Source organism: Paenibacillus sp. S-12, from assembly GCF_030363895.1.
GTDB lineage: Bacteria > Bacillota > Bacilli > Paenibacillales > Paenibacillaceae > Paenibacillus_B > Paenibacillus_B alvei.
Map to the genome: position 1 here is coordinate 225,524 of NZ_JASIUF010000005.1, position 17,925 is coordinate 243,448.

Annotated in this window: 13 protein-coding genes, 2 pseudogenes and 1 other annotated feature; of the genes and pseudogenes, 11 read left to right on the plus strand and 4 right to left on the minus strand. The window is 46.7% G+C overall.

The window, feature by feature from the left end:
• The first annotated feature begins 19 nt into the window (after positions 1-19).
• Positions 20-249: a binding site (T-box leader), on the plus strand.
• Positions 250-353: 104 nt separating this feature from the next.
• Positions 354-2,804 (plus strand): leucine--tRNA ligase, encoded by a 2,451-nt coding sequence (gene leuS / locus NO352_RS03855; RefSeq protein ID WP_005547838.1) that lies wholly within the window; start codon positions 354-356, stop codon positions 2,802-2,804.
• Here the strand turns inward: leuS and comER are convergent.
• The gene (gene comER, locus NO352_RS03860; protein ID WP_005547839.1) at positions 2,785-3,630 is read right to left on the minus strand and encodes a late competence protein ComER; all 846 of its coding nucleotides are present in this window, start codon (positions 3,628-3,630) and stop codon (positions 2,785-2,787) included. The two genes, leuS and comER, sit on opposite strands and share 20 nt — an antisense overlap.
• 158 nt (positions 3,631-3,788) lie before the next feature.
• On the opposite strand from comER, the gene NO352_RS03865 reads away from it, so the two are divergent.
• From NO352_RS03865 to holA, 6 genes are all read left to right on the plus strand, one after another.
• Entirely contained in the window at positions 3,789-4,424 is a 636-nt protein-coding gene (locus NO352_RS03865; RefSeq protein ID WP_289354943.1) for a ComEA family DNA-binding protein, read from the plus strand.
• Positions 4,425-4,536: 112 nt separating this feature from the next.
• Positions 4,537-5,058: a deoxycytidylate deaminase gene (locus NO352_RS03870; RefSeq protein ID WP_040735997.1), complete on the plus strand. Its 522-nt coding sequence runs from the start codon at positions 4,537-4,539 to the stop codon at positions 5,056-5,058.
• A gap of 134 nt (positions 5,059-5,192) precedes the next feature.
• Positions 5,193-7,814: a ComEC/Rec2 family competence protein gene (locus tag NO352_RS03875; RefSeq protein WP_289354944.1), complete on the plus strand. Its 2,622-nt coding sequence runs from the start codon at positions 5,193-5,195 to the stop codon at positions 7,812-7,814.
• 236 nt (positions 7,815-8,050) lie between these two features.
• Entirely contained in the window at positions 8,051-8,599 is a 549-nt protein-coding gene (locus NO352_RS03880; RefSeq protein ID WP_005547843.1) for an RNA polymerase sigma factor, read from the plus strand.
• Positions 8,596-9,915, plus strand: coding sequence for an anti-sigma factor family protein (locus NO352_RS03885; protein ID WP_289354945.1), 1,320 nt, complete (start codon positions 8,596-8,598; stop codon positions 9,913-9,915). Before NO352_RS03880 ends, NO352_RS03885 begins: the two co-directional genes overlap by 4 nt.
• Before the next feature lie 263 nt (positions 9,916-10,178).
• Positions 10,179-11,228 carry a DNA polymerase III subunit delta gene (holA, locus tag NO352_RS03890; RefSeq protein ID WP_483311815.1) on the plus strand — a complete coding sequence of 350 codons (1,050 nt, stop codon included), beginning with the start codon at positions 10,179-10,181 and terminating at the stop codon, positions 11,226-11,228.
• Positions 11,229-11,288: 60 nt separating this feature from the next.
• On the opposite strand, the gene rpsT is transcribed toward holA, so the two are convergent.
• Positions 11,289-11,561, minus strand: coding sequence for a 30S ribosomal protein S20 (rpsT, locus tag NO352_RS03895; RefSeq protein WP_005547847.1), 273 nt, complete (start codon positions 11,559-11,561; stop codon positions 11,289-11,291).
• A gap of 272 nt (positions 11,562-11,833) precedes the next feature.
• Here rpsT and gpr point away from each other — a divergent pair, with 272 nt between their 5' ends.
• Positions 11,834-12,835 (plus strand): GPR endopeptidase, encoded by a 1,002-nt coding sequence (gpr, locus tag NO352_RS03900; RefSeq protein WP_005547849.1) that lies wholly within the window; start codon positions 11,834-11,836, stop codon positions 12,833-12,835.
• A 207-nt stretch (positions 12,836-13,042) separates the two neighbouring features.
• On the opposite strand, the gene NO352_RS03905 is transcribed toward gpr, so the two are convergent.
• Positions 13,043-14,074: a M23 family metallopeptidase gene (locus NO352_RS03905; protein ID WP_005547851.1), complete on the minus strand. Its 1,032-nt coding sequence runs from the start codon at positions 14,072-14,074 to the stop codon at positions 13,043-13,045.
• 257 nt (positions 14,075-14,331) lie between these two features.
• On the opposite strand from NO352_RS03905, the gene NO352_RS03910 reads away from it, so the two are divergent.
• From NO352_RS03910 to NO352_RS03920, 3 genes and pseudogenes are all read left to right on the plus strand, one after another.
• Positions 14,332-15,111, plus strand: coding sequence for a response regulator transcription factor (locus NO352_RS03910; RefSeq protein ID WP_289354947.1), 780 nt, complete (start codon positions 14,332-14,334; stop codon positions 15,109-15,111).
• Entirely contained in the window at positions 15,108-16,871 is a 1,764-nt protein-coding gene (locus tag NO352_RS03915) for a HAMP domain-containing sensor histidine kinase (RefSeq protein WP_289354948.1), read from the plus strand. Before NO352_RS03910 ends, NO352_RS03915 begins: the two co-directional genes overlap by 4 nt.
• Positions 16,872-16,982: 111 nt before the next feature.
• Positions 16,983-17,087 (plus strand): annotated as a pseudogene (locus tag NO352_RS03920) (IS3 family transposase); the annotation flags it as partial.
• Between the two features lie 484 nt (positions 17,088-17,571).
• Here NO352_RS03920 and NO352_RS25020 read toward each other — a convergent pair.
• Positions 17,572-17,724: pseudogene (locus NO352_RS25020) on the minus strand (IS30 family transposase); the annotation flags it as partial.
• Positions 17,725-17,925 lie beyond the last annotated feature (201 nt).

Below are 17,925 nucleotides of genomic sequence, written 5' to 3' on the forward strand. Positions count from 1 at the left end.
GAAGCTGAATAGGTAGAATGGAAAGACTTCGAAGAGGAATAGTACCTTACGATCCATCTTCAGAGAGCTGGCGGTTGGTGCAAGCCGGTAATGGAGTAGAAGCGAACTCACCTCAGAGTCGCGCAGCAGAATCGGGAACGTTAAGCTGCGACGTTTCACCAGCGTTAATGGTGTAAAGGGAGTGGATAGCAAAGCATGCTGTCCGCTAACTAGGGTGGTACCACGGGAATAATGCCTCTCGTCCCTAGCGATATTCGCTAAGGATGAGAGGCTTTTTTAATCACATTTATTCATTGCCGCAAGCAGGACGGACATGCGCGAGCAGCCGTTAAGGCATCGTAGGAGGATTAATTATGAGTCAAGAAGTGAAGCAGCCGCATGGCTACGCGCCACAGCAGATTGAGCCGAAATGGCAATCCTATTGGGATGAACATAAGACATTCGCAACGACAGAAGACGAAAGCAAGCCTAATTTCTATGCGTTGGATATGTTCCCTTATCCATCTGGAGCGGGTCTTCATGTAGGGCATCCGGAAGGTTATACGGCAACCGACATCATGTCCCGTTACAAGCGTATGCAGGGATATAACGTCCTTCATCCAATGGCATGGGATGCATTCGGCCTTCCAGCTGAGCAGTATGCCATTGATACAGGACAGCATCCGCGTGAATTTACGGTGAAGAATATTGACAACTTCCGTCGTCAGATTAAGTCTCTCGGCTTTTCATATGACTGGGATCGTGAGTTCAGCACGACTGATCCGGAATATTACAAGTGGACACAGTGGATTTTCATCCAGTTGTACAAGAGAGGCCTGGCATATGTAGCTGAGGTACCGGTTAACTGGTGTCCAGCACTTGGCACGGTTCTTGCCAACGAGGAAGTTATCGATGGCCGCTCGGAGCGCGGTAACCATCCAGTTATACGAAAGCCAATGCGCCAGTGGGTATTGAAGATTACCGAGTACGCAGAGCGCCTGCTGCAAGATTTGGATGATCTTGATTGGCCGGAAAGCTTGAAAGACATGCAGCGCAACTGGATTGGCAAGTCCAAGGGTGCTGAAGTTCGCTTTGCAATCGATGGTCACGATGAGGAATTGGTTGTATTCACGACTCGTCCAGATACGCTGTTCGGTGCAACTTACTGTGTTGTCGCGCCGGAGCATGAGCTTGTTGATCGCATTACAACTGCTGAACAGCAGGCTGCCGTGAAGGCATACCAAGAGCAAGCAGCACGTAAGAGTGATCTGGAGCGTACAGATTTGGCGAAGGACAAAACGGGTGTATTCACAGGCAGCTATGCAGTGAACCCGGCGAATGGGACGAAGCTTCCAATCTGGATTGCGGATTATGTACTTGCTGGATACGGTACAGGGGCAATTATGGCTGTCCCAGGTCATGATCAGCGCGACTGGGAATTTGCCAAGCAGTTCGACCTGCCAATTATTGAAGTGATTAATGGCGGCAATGTACAGGAAGAAGCATATTCCGGAGACGGAGAGCATGTAAATTCGGAATTCCTGAATGGAATGGATAATGCAACTGCAATGGCGCGCATGATTGAGTGGCTTGAAGCAGAAGGCAAAGGCGAGGGCAAAGTGACGTACCGCCTGCGTGACTGGCTGTTCAGCCGTCAACGTTATTGGGGAGAGCCGATTCCGATTTTGCATCTTGAAGACGGTACGATGAAGCCTGTGCCAGAATCCGAGCTTCCACTTACCCTGCCGGATGTAGACCAGATTCGTCCATCGGGTACTGGAGAATCTCCGCTTGCGAATGTAGACGAATGGGTGAACACAGTTGATCCAGAGACAGGCATGAAGGCTCGCCGTGAAACGAACACAATGCCGCAATGGGCGGGAAGCAGCTGGTACTACCTGCGCTACATCGATCCGCACAATAACGATGAAATCTGCTCTAAAGAGAAGCAAAAGAAATGGCTTCCGGTCGACCTGTACATTGGAGGCGTAGAGCACGCGGTTCTTCACTTGCTGTATGCACGCTTCTGGCATAAGGTATTGTTCGACCTTGGCGTTGTAGATACGAAGGAGCCATTCCAGAAGCTCGTTAACCAAGGGATGATCCTTGGTACGAATGGTGAGAAGATGTCCAAGTCTCGCGGCAATGTAATCAATCCAGATGATATTGTGAACGAGTTCGGCGGCGATACACTTCGCATCTATGAAATGTTCATGGGTCCATTGGAGGCAACAAAGCCTTGGAATACGAACGGGGTAGAAGGCAGCTTCCGCTTCTTGAACCGCATCTGGCGCCTGTTCATTAACGAGGAAACAGGAGCACTGAACAGCAAAATCGTTGACGGAACGGATGGCGCAGACCAAGCCTTCATCCGTACATGGCACAAGACGATTAAGAAGGTAAAGGAAGACATTGAAGGCTTCCGCTTCAATACGGCAATCAGCCAATTGATGATTTTCATCAATGAAGCTTACAAGACAGATGTTCTTCCGCGCCAAGCGATGGAGAACTTCGTTCAATTGCTGTCGCCGCTTGCGCCTCATATTGCAGAGGAATTGTGGCAGCGTCTTGGCCATCAAGAGTCGATTACGTATGTTGCATGGCCGACTTATGAGGAAGCTCTTACCGTTGACGCAGAAGTTGAGATTGTAATCCAAGTGAATGGTAAGATTGTATGCCGTTCAAATGTAGCGGCTGATGCTGACGAAGAGGCGATGCAGCAAAAAGCGATGTCCCTTGCGAACGTTCAGGAAGCCATTGCTGGCAAGACGGTTCGCAAAGTCATCGCGGTCAAAGGTCGACTCGTCAACATTGTGGTCGGTTAAGTTCTTCGCCGAATAACTGGAATTCGACCTTATGCAGGTCCTCCTCGTATTTGGCATGGGTGACTTGAATGAGCTGCTGGAATACTCCTTCGAGCTCATCATCCAACAGTCGGAGCGCCTCGGCGGTTATGCCGCCGGGGACGGCTACCCGCTGTTTCAGATGCTCAAGGGTGAAACCGCCCTCGGTAAGCAGCTTGCCAGTTCCAAGCAGCATTTCGCTAGCTAGACGTTCGGCGTCTTTTCTTTCGATTCCTGTTACTTCAACAGCAGCGTCTACCCATTTTTGGACAAAGAAGGCAATGAATGCAGGGCCGCAGCTTGATATATCCGAAGTGATGCGGGTGAACTGCTCGGGAACCTGAACAGGTCGGCTAATTGACATCATCAGTTGTTCCAATAGCAGCCTGTCTTCTGTAAGGATTCTGCTGCCATACATACATAAGGATGCTCCGCTCCATACATAATTCGTGATACTCGGGATAATTTTCGCTATTTTACAAGTCAGCTGCTGTTCTAAATGGCTGATCAACACAGGGCTTGTTATCGATACAGCGATAAGTTCAGGTCTGACAAATGGCGCTATTTCATCCAGAACCGTTTTAAACTCCAAAGGCTTTACGCATATAAAGACAATATCGCTTTCCTGTACAGTTTCTACATTGCTGCTGGCCAGTTGAAACCCGGGATATTGTGCAGCAAGTTGCTGAATTTTATGTTTTGAACGATTGCTTGCGATAAGTTGAGATGATTCTAATGCTCCAGATTGAAGTAGTGCCTCAATTATCGTAGACCCCATGCTTCCCGTACCAATAAATCCGACTTTCAAGTACGTTCCCTCCCTTTGCCTCTGCCTATTCTGCACACGTCGTGATTATGTTCTCTTCGTATTCAATTTCTACGAACGCAAGATTATCAAGCTTATTGATCCATATGATGACATGGTTGACCATTATGCCGTCATTCGCTGACGAAGGGTGTGGGGACATGAAGCAAGGAAATAGGGAAGCTAAAGCACTACCAATGCGCTGGCTGCTAGCTATGGGCTTGGCCGTGATTGGTGTTGCGATTTGCATGTGGGTATGGGTGAAGCCGCAAGCAGTATTGGATGCAGGCACATGGACAGATCTGAATGAAGAAATTGAGTCTTTGATTGCCGCTGATGGAAAGCCAGCTCTGCTGAATGACAATACTATGCCATTGAAAGGGGGTAAAGGGGAAGATTGGGGATATAAGCAGCAACCTGCTATACAAGCTGACGTGAAGAAGAACAGCGGTATTGATACTGGGCAGCCGGACAACTCTGGAAGCTCAGAAACTTCTGCAACATCTGCAACTTCCCCTCCTTTAGTGGCAGCTGATGAACAACAGATCAAAAAAGATATTAAGGAGCAAGCAAATGTTTCAGGAGAAAAAGAAACTCCATCTCAGCTAATTAACATTAATACGGCTGATGCCTCAGCGTTAATGACGCTTCCAGGTATTGGTCCAAGTAAAGCGAAGGCAATTGTTGAATATCGTGACAAGATGGGCGCCTTCCGTCGAATTGACGATTTGATGAAGGTGAAGGGAATCGGAAAAAAGCTAATGGCTAAAATCCGGGATAAAGTCCGTATTGAGTAAAGAAGGAAATGTGTAGAATGTGACGTCTTTTGTTGCACGAATGCACAACCCTGCTTACAATAAGGATAATATACACATCATAGACAAAGGCAGAAGAATGGGGACTGGAGTTATGACAACGACTATGCGCAAAGACTGGGATACATATTTTATGGATATTGCCTATATGGTGTCTACACGCTCACGATGCCCTAGAAGGCATGTTGGCGCGTTGCTTGTACAGGGTAAGAAGCTGTTGGGTACTGCTTATAACGGCGCTCCGATGGGGGTTCCTGACTGCAGTGAGGCTGGCTGCATGATCGCAGAACAGTATGAGAAGGTTATCGTAGACGGTTCGGAGCAGATGGTCAAGAAGCAGCGCTGCATACGTACGATCCACGCCGAACAAAATTTGCTCCTGTTCACAGATCGGAATGATCGGGAAGGTTCTACGGTATATGTGACGGATCAGCCATGCTGGACATGTGCAAATATGCTTGCGAACAGCGGCGTTGTGGAGATCGTATATCATCGCCCTTATAAGAAGGACAGTGATAAGGTGGCGGCGATGATGGAGCACAAAGGAATTGTGTTCCGCCAGCTGCAGCATTATCATCCGCCAGCTGAATCAGTTATGGATGAGGTTCGCGAATAATTGAAAATGTTGAATACGGAAGAGGAAGAACCTCTGTACTCAAATCAAGTACTTTGTTGCGCATATGGAATGCGAACGAGTGAACTTGCGAGTACAGAGGTTTTTTTGCGTATTCGCAGCAGGAAGGAGTTCATATGCTGGCACGTCGGCCGTTAGTCGCTGCTGCATGTATCATTGCAGCAGGATTTCATCTGAGCGCAGTGCTGTCTAATGGAGAGGCTTGGGTAGCGGCATTCGGATTGACACTGCTGCTGCCCATCTGTGTAATTGGGAGCAAATGCAGCCGCATGCAGGCGATCGTCTATGCGCTGCTATTAATGTTTGCTGTGCTTTATTATCAATGGATCGTCAAGGCTGGCGACAGTGTATGGTCAGAATGGGAATCCCTTTCCCTTGTCGATCAGGAACAGGAATTGAACGGTGAGTGGGAAGGAATCATTTTTTCCCATCCAGAGATCGATGGAGACCGGATGCAGTTCCAACTTGCAGCAACAGGCTGGAGGACACCTGAAGTGTCTCGTATGGATCGTGTTCGGGAAATGCTGCTTGTTCAAGTTAAACTCTTGAGCAAGCAGGAGTTGAAGCTAGTGAATGATTGGAAACGTGGGCAACTGGTACGTATACAAGGCAAGCTGGATGTCCCCGGTGACGCTGGGAATTTTGGTGGTTTTAGTTATCGAGACTATTTGCGTACATTGCATATCCATTCAATCTTGAAGGTGTCTGGCTTGCAGCACATGCAACTGCATGTTTCACTTGGAACGATCTCTATCTATGAACCAATAGTCCTATGGAATCGGATGCTCGCCTATGTTGATCAAGGCAGGGAACGTTTGGCAAATATACTGCAGCACATCTACGTACAACCGCATAGCGGCTATATGCAGGGGCTTGTGCTAGGGACGCGGGAAGATATGGATCCGGATATTTATCAACAGTTTTCGCAGTTGGGACTGACCCATGTGCTCGCCATATCCGGACTGCATGTAGGTGTACTCATCGGAGCGTTATTATCGCTCTTACGCTTACTGCGAATCACCAAGGAAACGAGCATATCGATCACGATGGGATTCATCCCAATATATGTATTGATGACCGGAGCCTCTGCGTCTGTCATACGGGCAGGTATGATGGCGCTTCTTGCACTGTACGGAGCAAAAAGGGGCTGGCTGAAGGATGGTCTTCATCTATTGGCGGCAGCCTTCCTTCTTATGGCGTTATGGGATCCCCGCTATGTGCTTCAGGTCGGATTTCAATTATCTTTTGTGGTTACGGCCGGATTGATAGTATTTGTTCCTCAAGTGATGAACATGTTAGGCTCACTTCCAAGAACGATATCCAGTGCAATCTCTGTGACGTTAGTCGCACAGTCTGTATCACTGCCTCTAACGGTATATTATTTTAATCAGTTTTCACTGTTATCATTTCTAGCTAATTTTGTGATCGTGCCCTGTATTAGTCTTATTGTACTACCTTTAGGTTCCATGTCCTTACTTATCGGTTCCGTATATGAGCCCTTAGCGAAACCGGTTGCGTGGCTCGTTGAACACTTGAATGAGTTCACGTTCCACTTGGTTCACTGGCTGGCGCAAATCGAAGGAGCTACGATTATATGGCCAACGCCTCCATTGTGGTGGATTGTTCTTTACTATGTGATATTCGCCATAGCACTTGAATCTGTACGCCGCTGGTCGGCAACTAGACAGATTTACAAGAGAGGCAAGAATGCGGCAGTTCATCATGGGGATGAAACACAGCCGCTTGATTTCATCGAGCTTCCGATTAGAGGGGGACGATATCAGGGGATCGGAGCATTTGGGGCTGTTTTCATTTTTGGATTCGTGGTGGTGCAGGGATATACTTGGAGCCGTCCTGATGGTGCAACGGTAAGCTTCATTGATGTTGGTCAGGGTGACAGTGTTCTGATTTCGACTGCAACAGGCAAGCATATGCTGATTGATGGAGGAGGGACTGTGAATTTCCGCAAACCGAATGACCATTGGCGGGAACGAAGGGTACCATTCGAGGTAGGGGAAAAGGTTGTTGTCCCCTTATTGAAGCAGCGAGGAATCAGGGAGTTGGATGTCGTTCTGCTTACCCATGCTGATCAAGATCATGCCGGCGGCTTGCAGGCCGTGTTGAAGCATATTCCCGTGAAGCAGTTCATTATGAATGGGACATGGAAGTCTTCTGTTTTTATGAACAATTTATATGGTACAGCTATAGATAAAGGGATTCCAATCCGTAAATGGGAAGCGGGACAGCGCTGGAAGTTGGATCAGTGGAGTACGTTAGAGGTTTTGTATCCGTACCCATCATCAAATTCTGATTCTTCTCTCCAATTGGAGAACAATCAGAATGAGGCGTCCCTTGTCGTACAGGTAACACTTACACACCCAACCAGTGGTGAACATGCGGTATTCATGCTGACAGGTGATTTGGAGGCCGATGGAGAGAGACAAATGTTGCAATATGTTGCAGAGAGGTCGCCGAGGGTTATTGATGTATTGAAGGTAGCGCATCATGGCAGCAAAACCTCTACTACCCCAGAATGGATAGAGCAATGGCACCCCAAAATCGGAATTATTTCAGCGGGGCGAAATAATCGATATGGTCATCCACATCCGAAGGTGTTAGATACGCTGCGTGATGCGAGGATCCCAGTGAAGCGTACAGACATAGAGGGGGAAATTCAATTCAAGCTGACATCAGGTGGTTTGAAGGTTAGAGCGAAGCGTGATAGGATACATTTATAGATTGGCGCGGGAAGCACGTCATATAAGGCGTGCTTTTTCTTCTTTCCTGTAGCTTTCTTCTATTTTTTAAGTTTCATTACATTGTAATATCCTTTTCAAGGTGTTGTTTGCTATGCTAATGTTGGATTATTGAAAAAAAATTCACGTATCAAGATTATTCTACAAATTGGTAACGATCATCTGCAACCATTTCAGACGTTCTCACGTCAATGGATATGCAAGAGAGGGGGATCAAGGTGGTAGAGCCAGGACTCATTCGATCCGCTCAGTCTGGCGATAGAGACGCGCTTATCACTCTTTTGCGGGAAATCGAACAATATGTGTATCGAACTGCTTATTACATACTGAATAATGAGCAGGATGCACTGGACGCGTCCCAAGAGGCCTTAATCCGGATATATACTAAAATTCAATCGTATGAGGAGAAAGCACAGTTCAAAACTTGGGTACAGCGCATCGTAACGAATATTTGCATTGACAAATTCCGTCGTACGAAGCCAACTGTATCAATTGAGGAGCATAACCTCACATTCCTTGGGAATGAAAGCGTGGAGCGTGAGGTTCTATCTTCCCATGCAGCGCAGGATATACGAGAGGCGATAGAGCAACTGCCGGAGCATCATCGTGCTGTTGTTGTGCTTCGCTATCTGCAAGACTTCTCGTATAACGAAATTGCTGAAAGTTTGAACTTGCCTCTCAATACGGTGAAATCATATCTATTCCGCGCCAGACAACAGCTGCAGACAATGCTGCAAGATTACGAGAAAGGTGGTGTGCGAGGATGAACTGTTCAGAGGTGATGGAACTTATGCAGCGGAGATTGGATGGAGACATAAACGATACGGAACAGCGCCTTCTGACTGAGCATATTAACCATTGCCCCGCCTGTAGTGAAATGGCTGAGCGATTGGAACGGCTCCATATGGAATTAGTTCAGCTGCCTAAGGTCGAGCCTAAATTCAGCCTAGTTGATGCAATTATGCCTACGCTTGATTTCATAGATCGAGACGAACAGTTGGCTGCGGTCGAATCAAATGTAGAACCTTATCCGCATGAGATGAAGGCAGTGAGCCCAGTAACGAACGATAAGTCCGAAAAGGAACGTATCGATAAGGATCGTTCGCAGCCTCAGGCTGCTCAGCGGTGGTTCGAACGAATCCGTTGGCGTGCAACAAGCGCTGTCGTAGCAGCGGGGCTTGTGCTAGGACTGTTTATTGTGAATTTCAAGCCGCCTACAGTCGAACAGGCTGGGGACTTTGGCGAGCTGGGAAAAGAGCAATTGATGCAATCAGAAGCGATGGATGAATCACATGGCCCTCAAGAAACTAAATCGGACTCTAGTTCGCCGGTGAAGGAGAAGCCAGCGAATAACGATCCACAGAACAATCAGCCTGACTCTTCTGCCTATAAGGCGCCGGATGGAACGGAAAATAAGGATCTTAAGGCGTCAGAACAAGGTGTTCAGGAATATAAGGCAGGCTCCGCGGCTCGGGAAAGTTCGAAGACAGAGGCAGATTCTAAAGGTAAGTCATCTCGTCGGCAAAAGGAGCGAGAGATAGCCTCAACAGATCAACCCCCTGTAAAAGGCGGACAGCCGAAAACGGATCTGGATAAGGGCAAGGTTCCAGCTAAACAAGAGGGCAAGAAGGAAGATGCTAAGAAAGATCAGTTGCAAAAAGATACAAAACAGACTCCGGCAGAAGAGCCGCCGAAAGAAGATACAAATCAGGTTCAAAATGATAATGGTTCAACTGAGGAGAAGCAGGTCAACAGCTTAGTTGGTCCTCCTTCGATTACGTCCACGGCTGAAGCAACGGCACCGAACGGCAGCCTTATGGCGACTTGGGACAATGGGCAGTTACTGTTGTATAAGTTAACTGGACAGGAACGTACCAAGCTGCAGACAATTGCACTGGCAGATAAGCCAACAGAGCTTTTATGGTCTGCTGATAGCTCGAAGCTGACGATTGTGACCGCAGCGGAAGATGGAAAGTCAGTTAAGCAGCAATATGAGCTGAAGAACGAATCGCTCGAACTGGTTAAGGATACTGAAAATCAGGAAGAGCGAGAAGTGATCGAGGGTTCCGTTCAGCAGCAGTAATAAAAAGGGCAGACATGCAGGGCGTTGATGCACACATTAGTAAGGCCTTGCGTATATTATAATATCAGGATGACAGCAAAGCTTTCCCGTACGTCGAATGACCATTTGTGCGAAGTTTCTAGAGCTTCGTGGCAAATGTTTATTATAGATGTTAGGGGACAAAGGGACTCGCGCAACAGAGATGTTGTGCAAGTCCCTTTGTTTTTGCAGCAAAGTCTGCTATGATGAGGTTCGTTATATCGTGAGGGGAGGGTAGCAACATGGTGGATATTAAAGCAGCCGTCAAGGAAATTAAGCGCGGCTTCCCGCGCCCTATCTATATTCTGTACGGTACGGAAAAATATCGAATTCAGGAATTCGTTCAATTTTTAATAGAGCATACCGTGGATGAAGAAAATCGTGAATTAGCCATTATGAAGATGGATACTTCTGAATTTCCAGTGGAGGCAGTCGTAGCAGAGGCGGAGACGATGCCGTTCCTAGTTCAGCGCAAAATCATTCTTGTCAAGGATCAGACGGTGTTCGCATCAGGCAAGGATGGCAAGATTGAGCATCAGACCGAACGCTTGCTGGAGTATATGGATAATCCGATGGATACGAGCATTGTAGTATTCCTTGTCCAAGCGGACAAGCTGGATGAGCGAAAGAAAACGGTCAAGAAAGCAAAGACCGCAGGGGCGGTGCTGCCTTTCTTGCCGCTTAGTGCAGATGAGCTGATTTTATGGGTTCGCAAGGAAGCGGAGAAGCACGGATGCGCCATAGAGGATGAGGCCGTACGAACCGTTCTGAACAATGCTGGAACGAATTTGCAAACCCTGTCGGCCGAAATTGAAAAGTGCTGCTTGTTCACTGGGACAGGCAGAACAGTAGTCGTAGATACGGTCCACTCTTTAATTGCTAAAAATACGGAGCAGAATGTATTTCAACTCGTCGAGGACATTATTAAGCGGCGGGCGGATCGTGCGCTCGATACGCTGCATGAATTGTTGAAGCAGAAGGAAGAGCCCATTAAAATTATGGCGCTTATCGTGCGTCAGTTGCGGATTATGGTACAGGTGAAGGAATTGACGAGCCGCAGCTTCAGTCAGCAGCAGGCAGCTTCTCAGCTCGGAATGCATCCGTATGCGGTCAAAATGGCTTATGAGCAAGCGCGTGACTATGATAGCAATATGCTGACAAAGTGGATTGCAGAGGCGGCAGAGCTTGATTATGAAATGAAATCAGGTCAAGTGGAAAAAACATTGGGCTTAGAGCTGTTTATTATGCGGATGTCGAAAGGAATAACAAGAATGCAAAAAGAAACCAGAAGATGAACGCCTAGGCGTTCATCTTCTGGTTTCTTCGCTTCTAGCTAAGTATGAAAAGGCTCGGGCTTACGCTTGCGCAAGCAGAGCGTTCAATTTCGTTGCCAAGCGAGACTTTTTGCGGGAAGCCGCGTTTTTGTGTACCAAGCCTTTTGTCACAGCTTTATCCAATTTCTTGGAAGCCAAAGCGACAGCAGCTTTAGCTGTTTCTGCTTCGTTGTTCGCCAAAGCAGTGTCAGCTGCTTTAACAGCTGTGCGAAGTGCAGATTTTTGAGAAGCGTTCAACAGACGGCGCTTGTCGTTTGTTTTAACGCGTTTAACAGCGGATTTAATGTTTGGCATTGCTTTCACCTCCGTTGCATCGTAGTGCGACAACAGAATCCAATTCCCTCGTTCATAAGAAAAATAGATTCACAACTTAAAGTATTCTATCACGCTACAATTCAAAAAGCAATACATTTGCCACGTTGGTATTGGGATTAGCCTTGAAATGGACGGGGATGTTCAACGGTCTGTCACCGTTCTGCTCGGTACGCTTTATCATTCGCATAAGAAACGTCTCTATGAGCAAAATACAGGTTAGGAAATGATGTGCGATATGGGAGGAGTTTACCATGACAGTAGATTTAAATTCGTATTCAGTTCGAACCGATTTAGCACTCGAATCAAGAGAAATTGCCCAGCCGGACAGTACGATCCCGATACCTGGTGTATCCGAAGAAGTGGAGGATGTACGTGGAATTAAGGTGACAAAGATACATGTCCAGACCGAAGAGGGCTCCCGTGCAATTGGTCGCCTGCCAGGACGGTATATTACGATTGAAGTACCCGGTTTGCGGCGTAAGGACAGCCAGCTCCAGGATCGCGTAACAACCAAGTTCGCTCAGTTGTTCGAAGGTTTCTTGGGTGAAGTCGGGTTGAATAAAGACTCCAAGGCGCTCATCGTTGGACTCGGGAATTGGAATGTAACACCGGACGCTCTAGGGCCTCTAGTCGTAGAAAACGTACTCGTTACTCGCCATTACTTCGAAATTATGCCGGATCAAGTGAGTCCTGGATACCGAGAAGTCAGTGCGGTTGCACCTGGTGTACTCGGGGTAACTGGGATCGAGTCGAGCGAAATCGTGCAAGGGATTGTGGAGCGGACGAAGCCAGATGTGATCATTGCAATCGATGCCCTAGCATCCAAGGCGCTAGAACGGGTGAATACGACGATTCAGATTGCAGATATTGGCATTCACCCAGGCTCTGGTGTAGGCAACAAGCGCCGAGGATTGACGAAGGACATTCTCGGGATTCCATGCATTGCAATCGGGGTGCCGACGGTCTGCTATGCCTCAACAATTGTCAACAATGCAATTGATTATATGAAAGAGCATTTTAAGCAGGAAACGAACCATACAAGGGACATCCTTGGCATGCTGGATGATATTAGCGAGCAGGAACGATTAATGCTGGTTAAGGAAGTGCTTGAGCCGCTCGGTCATGATTTAGTCGTAACGCCGAAGGAAGTTGACGAGTTCATGGAGGATATGGCGAACATTATTGCAAGTGGGCTGAATGCGGCATTGCATGAGGCAGTCGATACAGATAATGTGAACGCGTATACGCATTAAGTCATCCACAAGTATGACGCGGTCATGCAACTAGAATAACGTCATGACAATAACGAAAAAGATCGAGTTTTGGCCTCCTTCGTGTGACTGCACTCGATCTTTTCGCTTGTTCTCTGACGTTCCTATTCGTCGTTCATTCTAAGAAGATACGAGATCTCATTTCATAGAAGTTACATGATAAAGCGATAAGAGAGCATTCGCAGCTACTTACTTCGTTGCGACTGCGCTTTGACCTGTAATCGTCTGGCCGTATACAGGGTCAATCCCGCCCTCAAAACGAATTCGGATAGACATGCCTTCCTCAAACTGTGGTGTATCCGATACTTGGAAATGAATGTGAGGTTCACTTGAATTGCCTGAATTGCCGCACTCTCCTAACAGTTGGCCTTGCTTGACAACGTCGCCTTTTTTGACAACAACGCTGCCTTTCTTGAAATGAGCAAGCATGCTGTATTCCCCGTTGCCATGATCAATGACCACATAATTCCCCGCCATATCTTTCTCGTTTGGTACGCCAACGGGATCATTGTCTACAATATTATTCTCTACTCGAACGACGGTGCCATCCCGTGGTGCTACTACTGGCTGACCGAATGCGTAGTAGCTTTCGTTCTTTGACGGATCTCCCTCATAGCTCAACCCACCGCGCGCAATGACGAGGTCATAGGCGTAACGTTCCCCAAGAGAAGCGTAGTGATAATTCACGAATTCATTATTACCACCCCAGAATACCAGCCACTCACCTGTAAACGGGGGCTTATACGCCTGCTTTGTCGGGTGATGATCGGATTCCCATTGGAGAAGAGGGTACATCTGCAGCGACACGATTTCGTTATTCGCAATTCCGGTTTGAATGCCACGCAGTCCGGTCGAATCCGTCCACACATATGATTCAATGCCGCCTAAGCTTTTGCGGGCGATAAGCGTCGGCTTCTCTCCCTTTTTCCATAGCGCTTGAAGCAGCTTCGGGAGGTAGCCTTCAGGGACTTTTTCCATAAGCTCCTTGGAAAAATAACGGTACATATGCGAGCCATCCGGCTTTTGGATCCATTGTTCGATTAACTCAGACGTCAGTTGATTTTTGGAATACGATTGGTCAGATACAATAGTTCCGGCAGTTTTCGTCATATGTTCCGTTCTTATCCCTTCTTTATACTCAGCTTCGACAGTAAATGGGTATGTCATGCTGATTGCTAAACATGCGGTCAGAAAAACTATCCTGCCTTTTGATTGTTTCATTTCTAATCTTCCTTTCCCATTAGCATAAATTGATGTTTTAGATTGCGATGAACTTACCTGCTTTAATTGTAGGAAACGAAGTTGAACGGAATGGAAACAGAAGTTCATGCCAACCTTAATTATTCAGTATTTTCCACTTCATTTGGACGGACAGTTAAGGTTCCGTTAAGAAAGTGGAGATAAGGGGGACAAATGGATGTGATAAAATGAACGCATTGATCGGAAGATAATTTACGCTGCGAATGGAGATGAATAACATGGATTTGCATGAGGCGCGCATTCTCATCGTTGAGGATGAGAGTGCGCTTAGCAAAATGGTTCGAGCCGTGTTACATAAAGAAGGTATGGAGTACATAACTTGTATCACGACGGGGGAAGAGGCCATCTGCCATATAGAGAAGGAAGCGGTTGACCTGATTATATTAGATGTTATGCTCCCAGGGAAAAGCGGGTTTGAAATCGCCCCGTTTATCCGCCAGAAGTGTGACGCCCCGATTATATTTGTGACCTCCAGGACGACGGATTTGGATAAGTTGACCGGGTTTGCGCTCGGAGGGGACGATTATGTAGCAAAGCCGTTCAATCCATTGGAGCTGGCGGCACGAACCAAGGCTTTATTGCGGCGTTATATGTCCAAAAAAGGGGAGACAGAGAAAGTTGTGCCTGCATTGCCTGAAGATCACGTATATCGATATGGTGATGTTCAATTGGATGCGGCTGCCGGTGAGCTTCGCGTCAAGGGCAAAGTCGTCGATTGTCCCGCGATGGTATTTCAATTGCTGCTGTTCTTTTGCAAGCACCCGAACCGGATTTTTTCGAAATCGGAATTGTATGAGCGGGTATGGGGCCATGATTCCCTGAGCGATGATAATACCGTTATGGTGCATGTTCATCGAATACGAGAGCGCATCGAGATGCAACCGAGCAACCCGCGCCTGTTGATCACTGTCCGTGGACTCGGATATAAGCTTGTTCCGCCCGAAAAGGAAGAACTGGAACAAGGAGGGCATCTTTGTGAACGAGGAGATCAACAATGAAGACGGGAAAGAGGCTGGCATGGCATTACGGTTGGCAGTGGGTCTTTATTGGGGCAATATTGTTAACTGCGGTACTGTTTGCGTTTATTTGGATAACTGATCGCGTAACCGAATTGGAATTAAATCGCAACTTCATGAGGCATGGCTGGGAATTGGTTTCTAGGTCGATTTCGGTCGATGAAGATGGGAAAATATCTCTGGATGAAGAAATACTGAGGAAAGTGGATATGGTCGGGGGATGGATGCAAATTGTAAATGAGAAGGGAGATGTCATCAAGTCATATGCGGCTCCTTCAAATGTGCCGACTCATTATGCTTCAGGAGAAATAATGGCCTATGTAGAAAAGAATTCTCCATTTCCTTATCATTTATCTTTATATGTCACAGAGATTGGGCATGCAACGCTTACGGTATTGTTTGGTATTGATTCTGCCCAGGATCAACTGCTGGATCGTTGGTTGGCGGCTAGAGAGAAGGGGACTGAGCAATCCTTCAAGGAGGCCGATCAATTACTAAGCGACCAACAGGCATGGGTACAGCTAATAGATGCCGATGGGCGTGAACTCAAATCATGGCAGAAGCCTGTAGAAGAGCCGTCTCGGTATGAAGTTTCAGACATCGGTCTTCGAAGCGTTTACCCTGAACGTTATGGATGGATTCTTACTTATCGTTACATGCCAGATACGAAAGAAACGTGGCTGATGCATCGGCCTCCTACATTTGGCTCATCGATTGACGTTGCTGGATTCATTGTAGATAGCCCAATGCAATTGATTTGGATTGCTGCTGCGGCTGTTATTATGTTTATGATCGTTGTTTTTATCGGCATGGCATGGTGGCAGAGCGCGCGGCTGGCAAGGCCGCTTCAGCATCTTATGCTGTGGATGAGGCGAATTGAGCTTGGCAAGTATGAAGAACCTTCTAATTTCAAGGGCATGCCGTTATCACAGCGGCAGAATGGAAAGATGAAGCGGAACTACCGCATCTATGGCGATGTCATTGACAGCTTGCGGCGTATGGCAATTCGACTGGAAGAGGCGGATGAGGAGCGAAGGAAGCATGAAGTGCTTCGTGAAGAATGGCTCGCGGGGGTATCACATGATATGAAGACACCGCTTGCGTCTATCATTGGCTATGCGCATCTTTTGAACGCGCCGCAGTACAACTGGAGTGAACAGGAAGTTGCCGAATACGCGGATATTATGAGGCAAAAAGCGGAGGTGATGGACGAACTTATTCAAGAATTGAATTTAACATATAGACTGCAGAGCAACAGTCTTCCGTTGCAATTAGAAGTCATGGATTTGAGAGACTGGCTGCAAAAGGAACTGGTGCATATCATGCCGCCCGAATATTCCGCAGGACGTATCAAATATTTATATCCCCATCAAGAAGTATTATTTTCGATGGATCCGCGTTATTTTCGGCGCATGGTAGCTAATGTGTGCGTGAATGCATTTTTGCATAATTCGAAGGATACGACATTGTGCATAAAACTACAAATGGAAGGTAGCCGAATTGTACTCGTATTCGAGGATAATGGGAAAGGAATGGATAAACAGACACTAGGAAATTTATTTAATCGTTACTACCGCGGTACGTCTACAGATGAGTCTTCTTGTGGATCGGGACTTGGAATGGCGATTGCAAAACAATTGGCAGAAGCTCATGGAGGAACGGTGCTAGCCGAAAGTGAACTGGGGCGGGGGACGACCATTATGCTTTCATTTCCAAATGAGGCTATCCATCTAATCTCTTAAAGTAAAATAGGATTTCCGCATAAATGTTCACTTGGGTTATCGATGATAGAACTGTGACCCGAGAGATGGACACTCAGAAGCAAATCCAAATGTTAAGCACTTATCGGAGACGAAAATATCCTTCACTGCATTTACTTTCACAATACCGAACGATATCAGTGGACATTAAAGAAGATGACTCCTAATGAATATAGGAATCATCTTCTGACAGCGTAGTGTGTTTTTTAGTGTCCGTGTAAGGGTCACTGTTCAGTTTTTTTATTATTTCGATGTAACGATCTATTGAAAATAACGGGGAAGAAAGGAGGATTTTAAGTTTTTTGAATTATTTTATGCATTATGGTATCTTTAAAAGGCTAAACTCCAAATACATATTTTTAGATATTTTCAATTATCCACGAATCGCTGCACGATGATTTAAGCATCCGCTCCCATTTGCATGGTTTCTAATACCGATCATTTTATTGCCCGCCTGTACCAATGACCAATGCTTCCATGTTCTTAATACATAGTTTGTAGAAAAGACGGATTGTCAAGTGAGGTGCGGCAGTTCATTCATAAATGATTCGAAAGCGATTTTCCAGCCTAGGCATTTCCTTAAAACTTGAATGCCATGTGTGTCTTCAAGCTTCTCATGGCAAGCAAATTTGATCAGGTGACCAAGTTGCCTTGAGTCTCTCGCTGATAGACTCGATTCTATTCATAGTCTGCTTATGGAAGGAAGAGGTGCAACTACGGCGTTCACATAGGCCAGTCGTGCTCTATCAGCTTTATACATATTGGACATTTGGTTGCGCTTCAACTCATGCGCTACACTTGAATGATGTCGCCCTAGTTCCTGAGCGATGATTCTTGTAGACCAACCTTACGCATGTTCTAAAAAACAACGAGAGGGGAATAAATAACGAATGGTACCTGCCAATATACAAGTCAGGAGCCTAATTGATGCTTTAAGGGAAAACAGATTTGATTCATTTGATAAGGAAATGATCCATAACATTCGTTTTAGAAAGAAAACGGTCAGGTCAGCAACTGAATTTGTTCACGGACACCA

Bases quoted from the DNA above. Each gene is read 5' to 3' on its own strand.
- leuS (WP_005547838.1), top strand. From the start codon at position 354: ATGAGTCAAGAAGTGAAGCAGCCGCATGGCTACGCGCCACAGCAGATT.
- NO352_RS03865 (WP_289354943.1), top strand. From the start codon at position 3,789: ATGAAGCAAGGAAATAGGGAAGCTAAAGCACTACCAATGCGCTGGCTG.
- NO352_RS03870 (WP_040735997.1), top strand. From the start codon at position 4,537: ATGACAACGACTATGCGCAAAGACTGGGATACATATTTTATGGATATT.
- NO352_RS03875 (WP_289354944.1), top strand. From the start codon at position 5,193: ATGCTGGCACGTCGGCCGTTAGTCGCTGCTGCATGTATCATTGCAGCA.
- NO352_RS03885 (WP_289354945.1), top strand. From the start codon at position 8,596: ATGAACTGTTCAGAGGTGATGGAACTTATGCAGCGGAGATTGGATGGA.
- rpsT (WP_005547847.1), bottom strand. From the start codon at position 11,561: ATGCCAAACATTAAATCCGCTGTTAAACGCGTTAAAACAAACGACAAG.
- gpr (WP_005547849.1), top strand. From the start codon at position 11,834: ATGACAGTAGATTTAAATTCGTATTCAGTTCGAACCGATTTAGCACTC.
- NO352_RS03905 (WP_005547851.1), bottom strand. From the start codon at position 14,074: ATGAAACAATCAAAAGGCAGGATAGTTTTTCTGACCGCATGTTTAGCA.
- NO352_RS03910 (WP_289354947.1), top strand. From the start codon at position 14,332: ATGGATTTGCATGAGGCGCGCATTCTCATCGTTGAGGATGAGAGTGCG.
- NO352_RS03915 (WP_289354948.1), top strand. From the start codon at position 15,108: ATGAAGACGGGAAAGAGGCTGGCATGGCATTACGGTTGGCAGTGGGTC.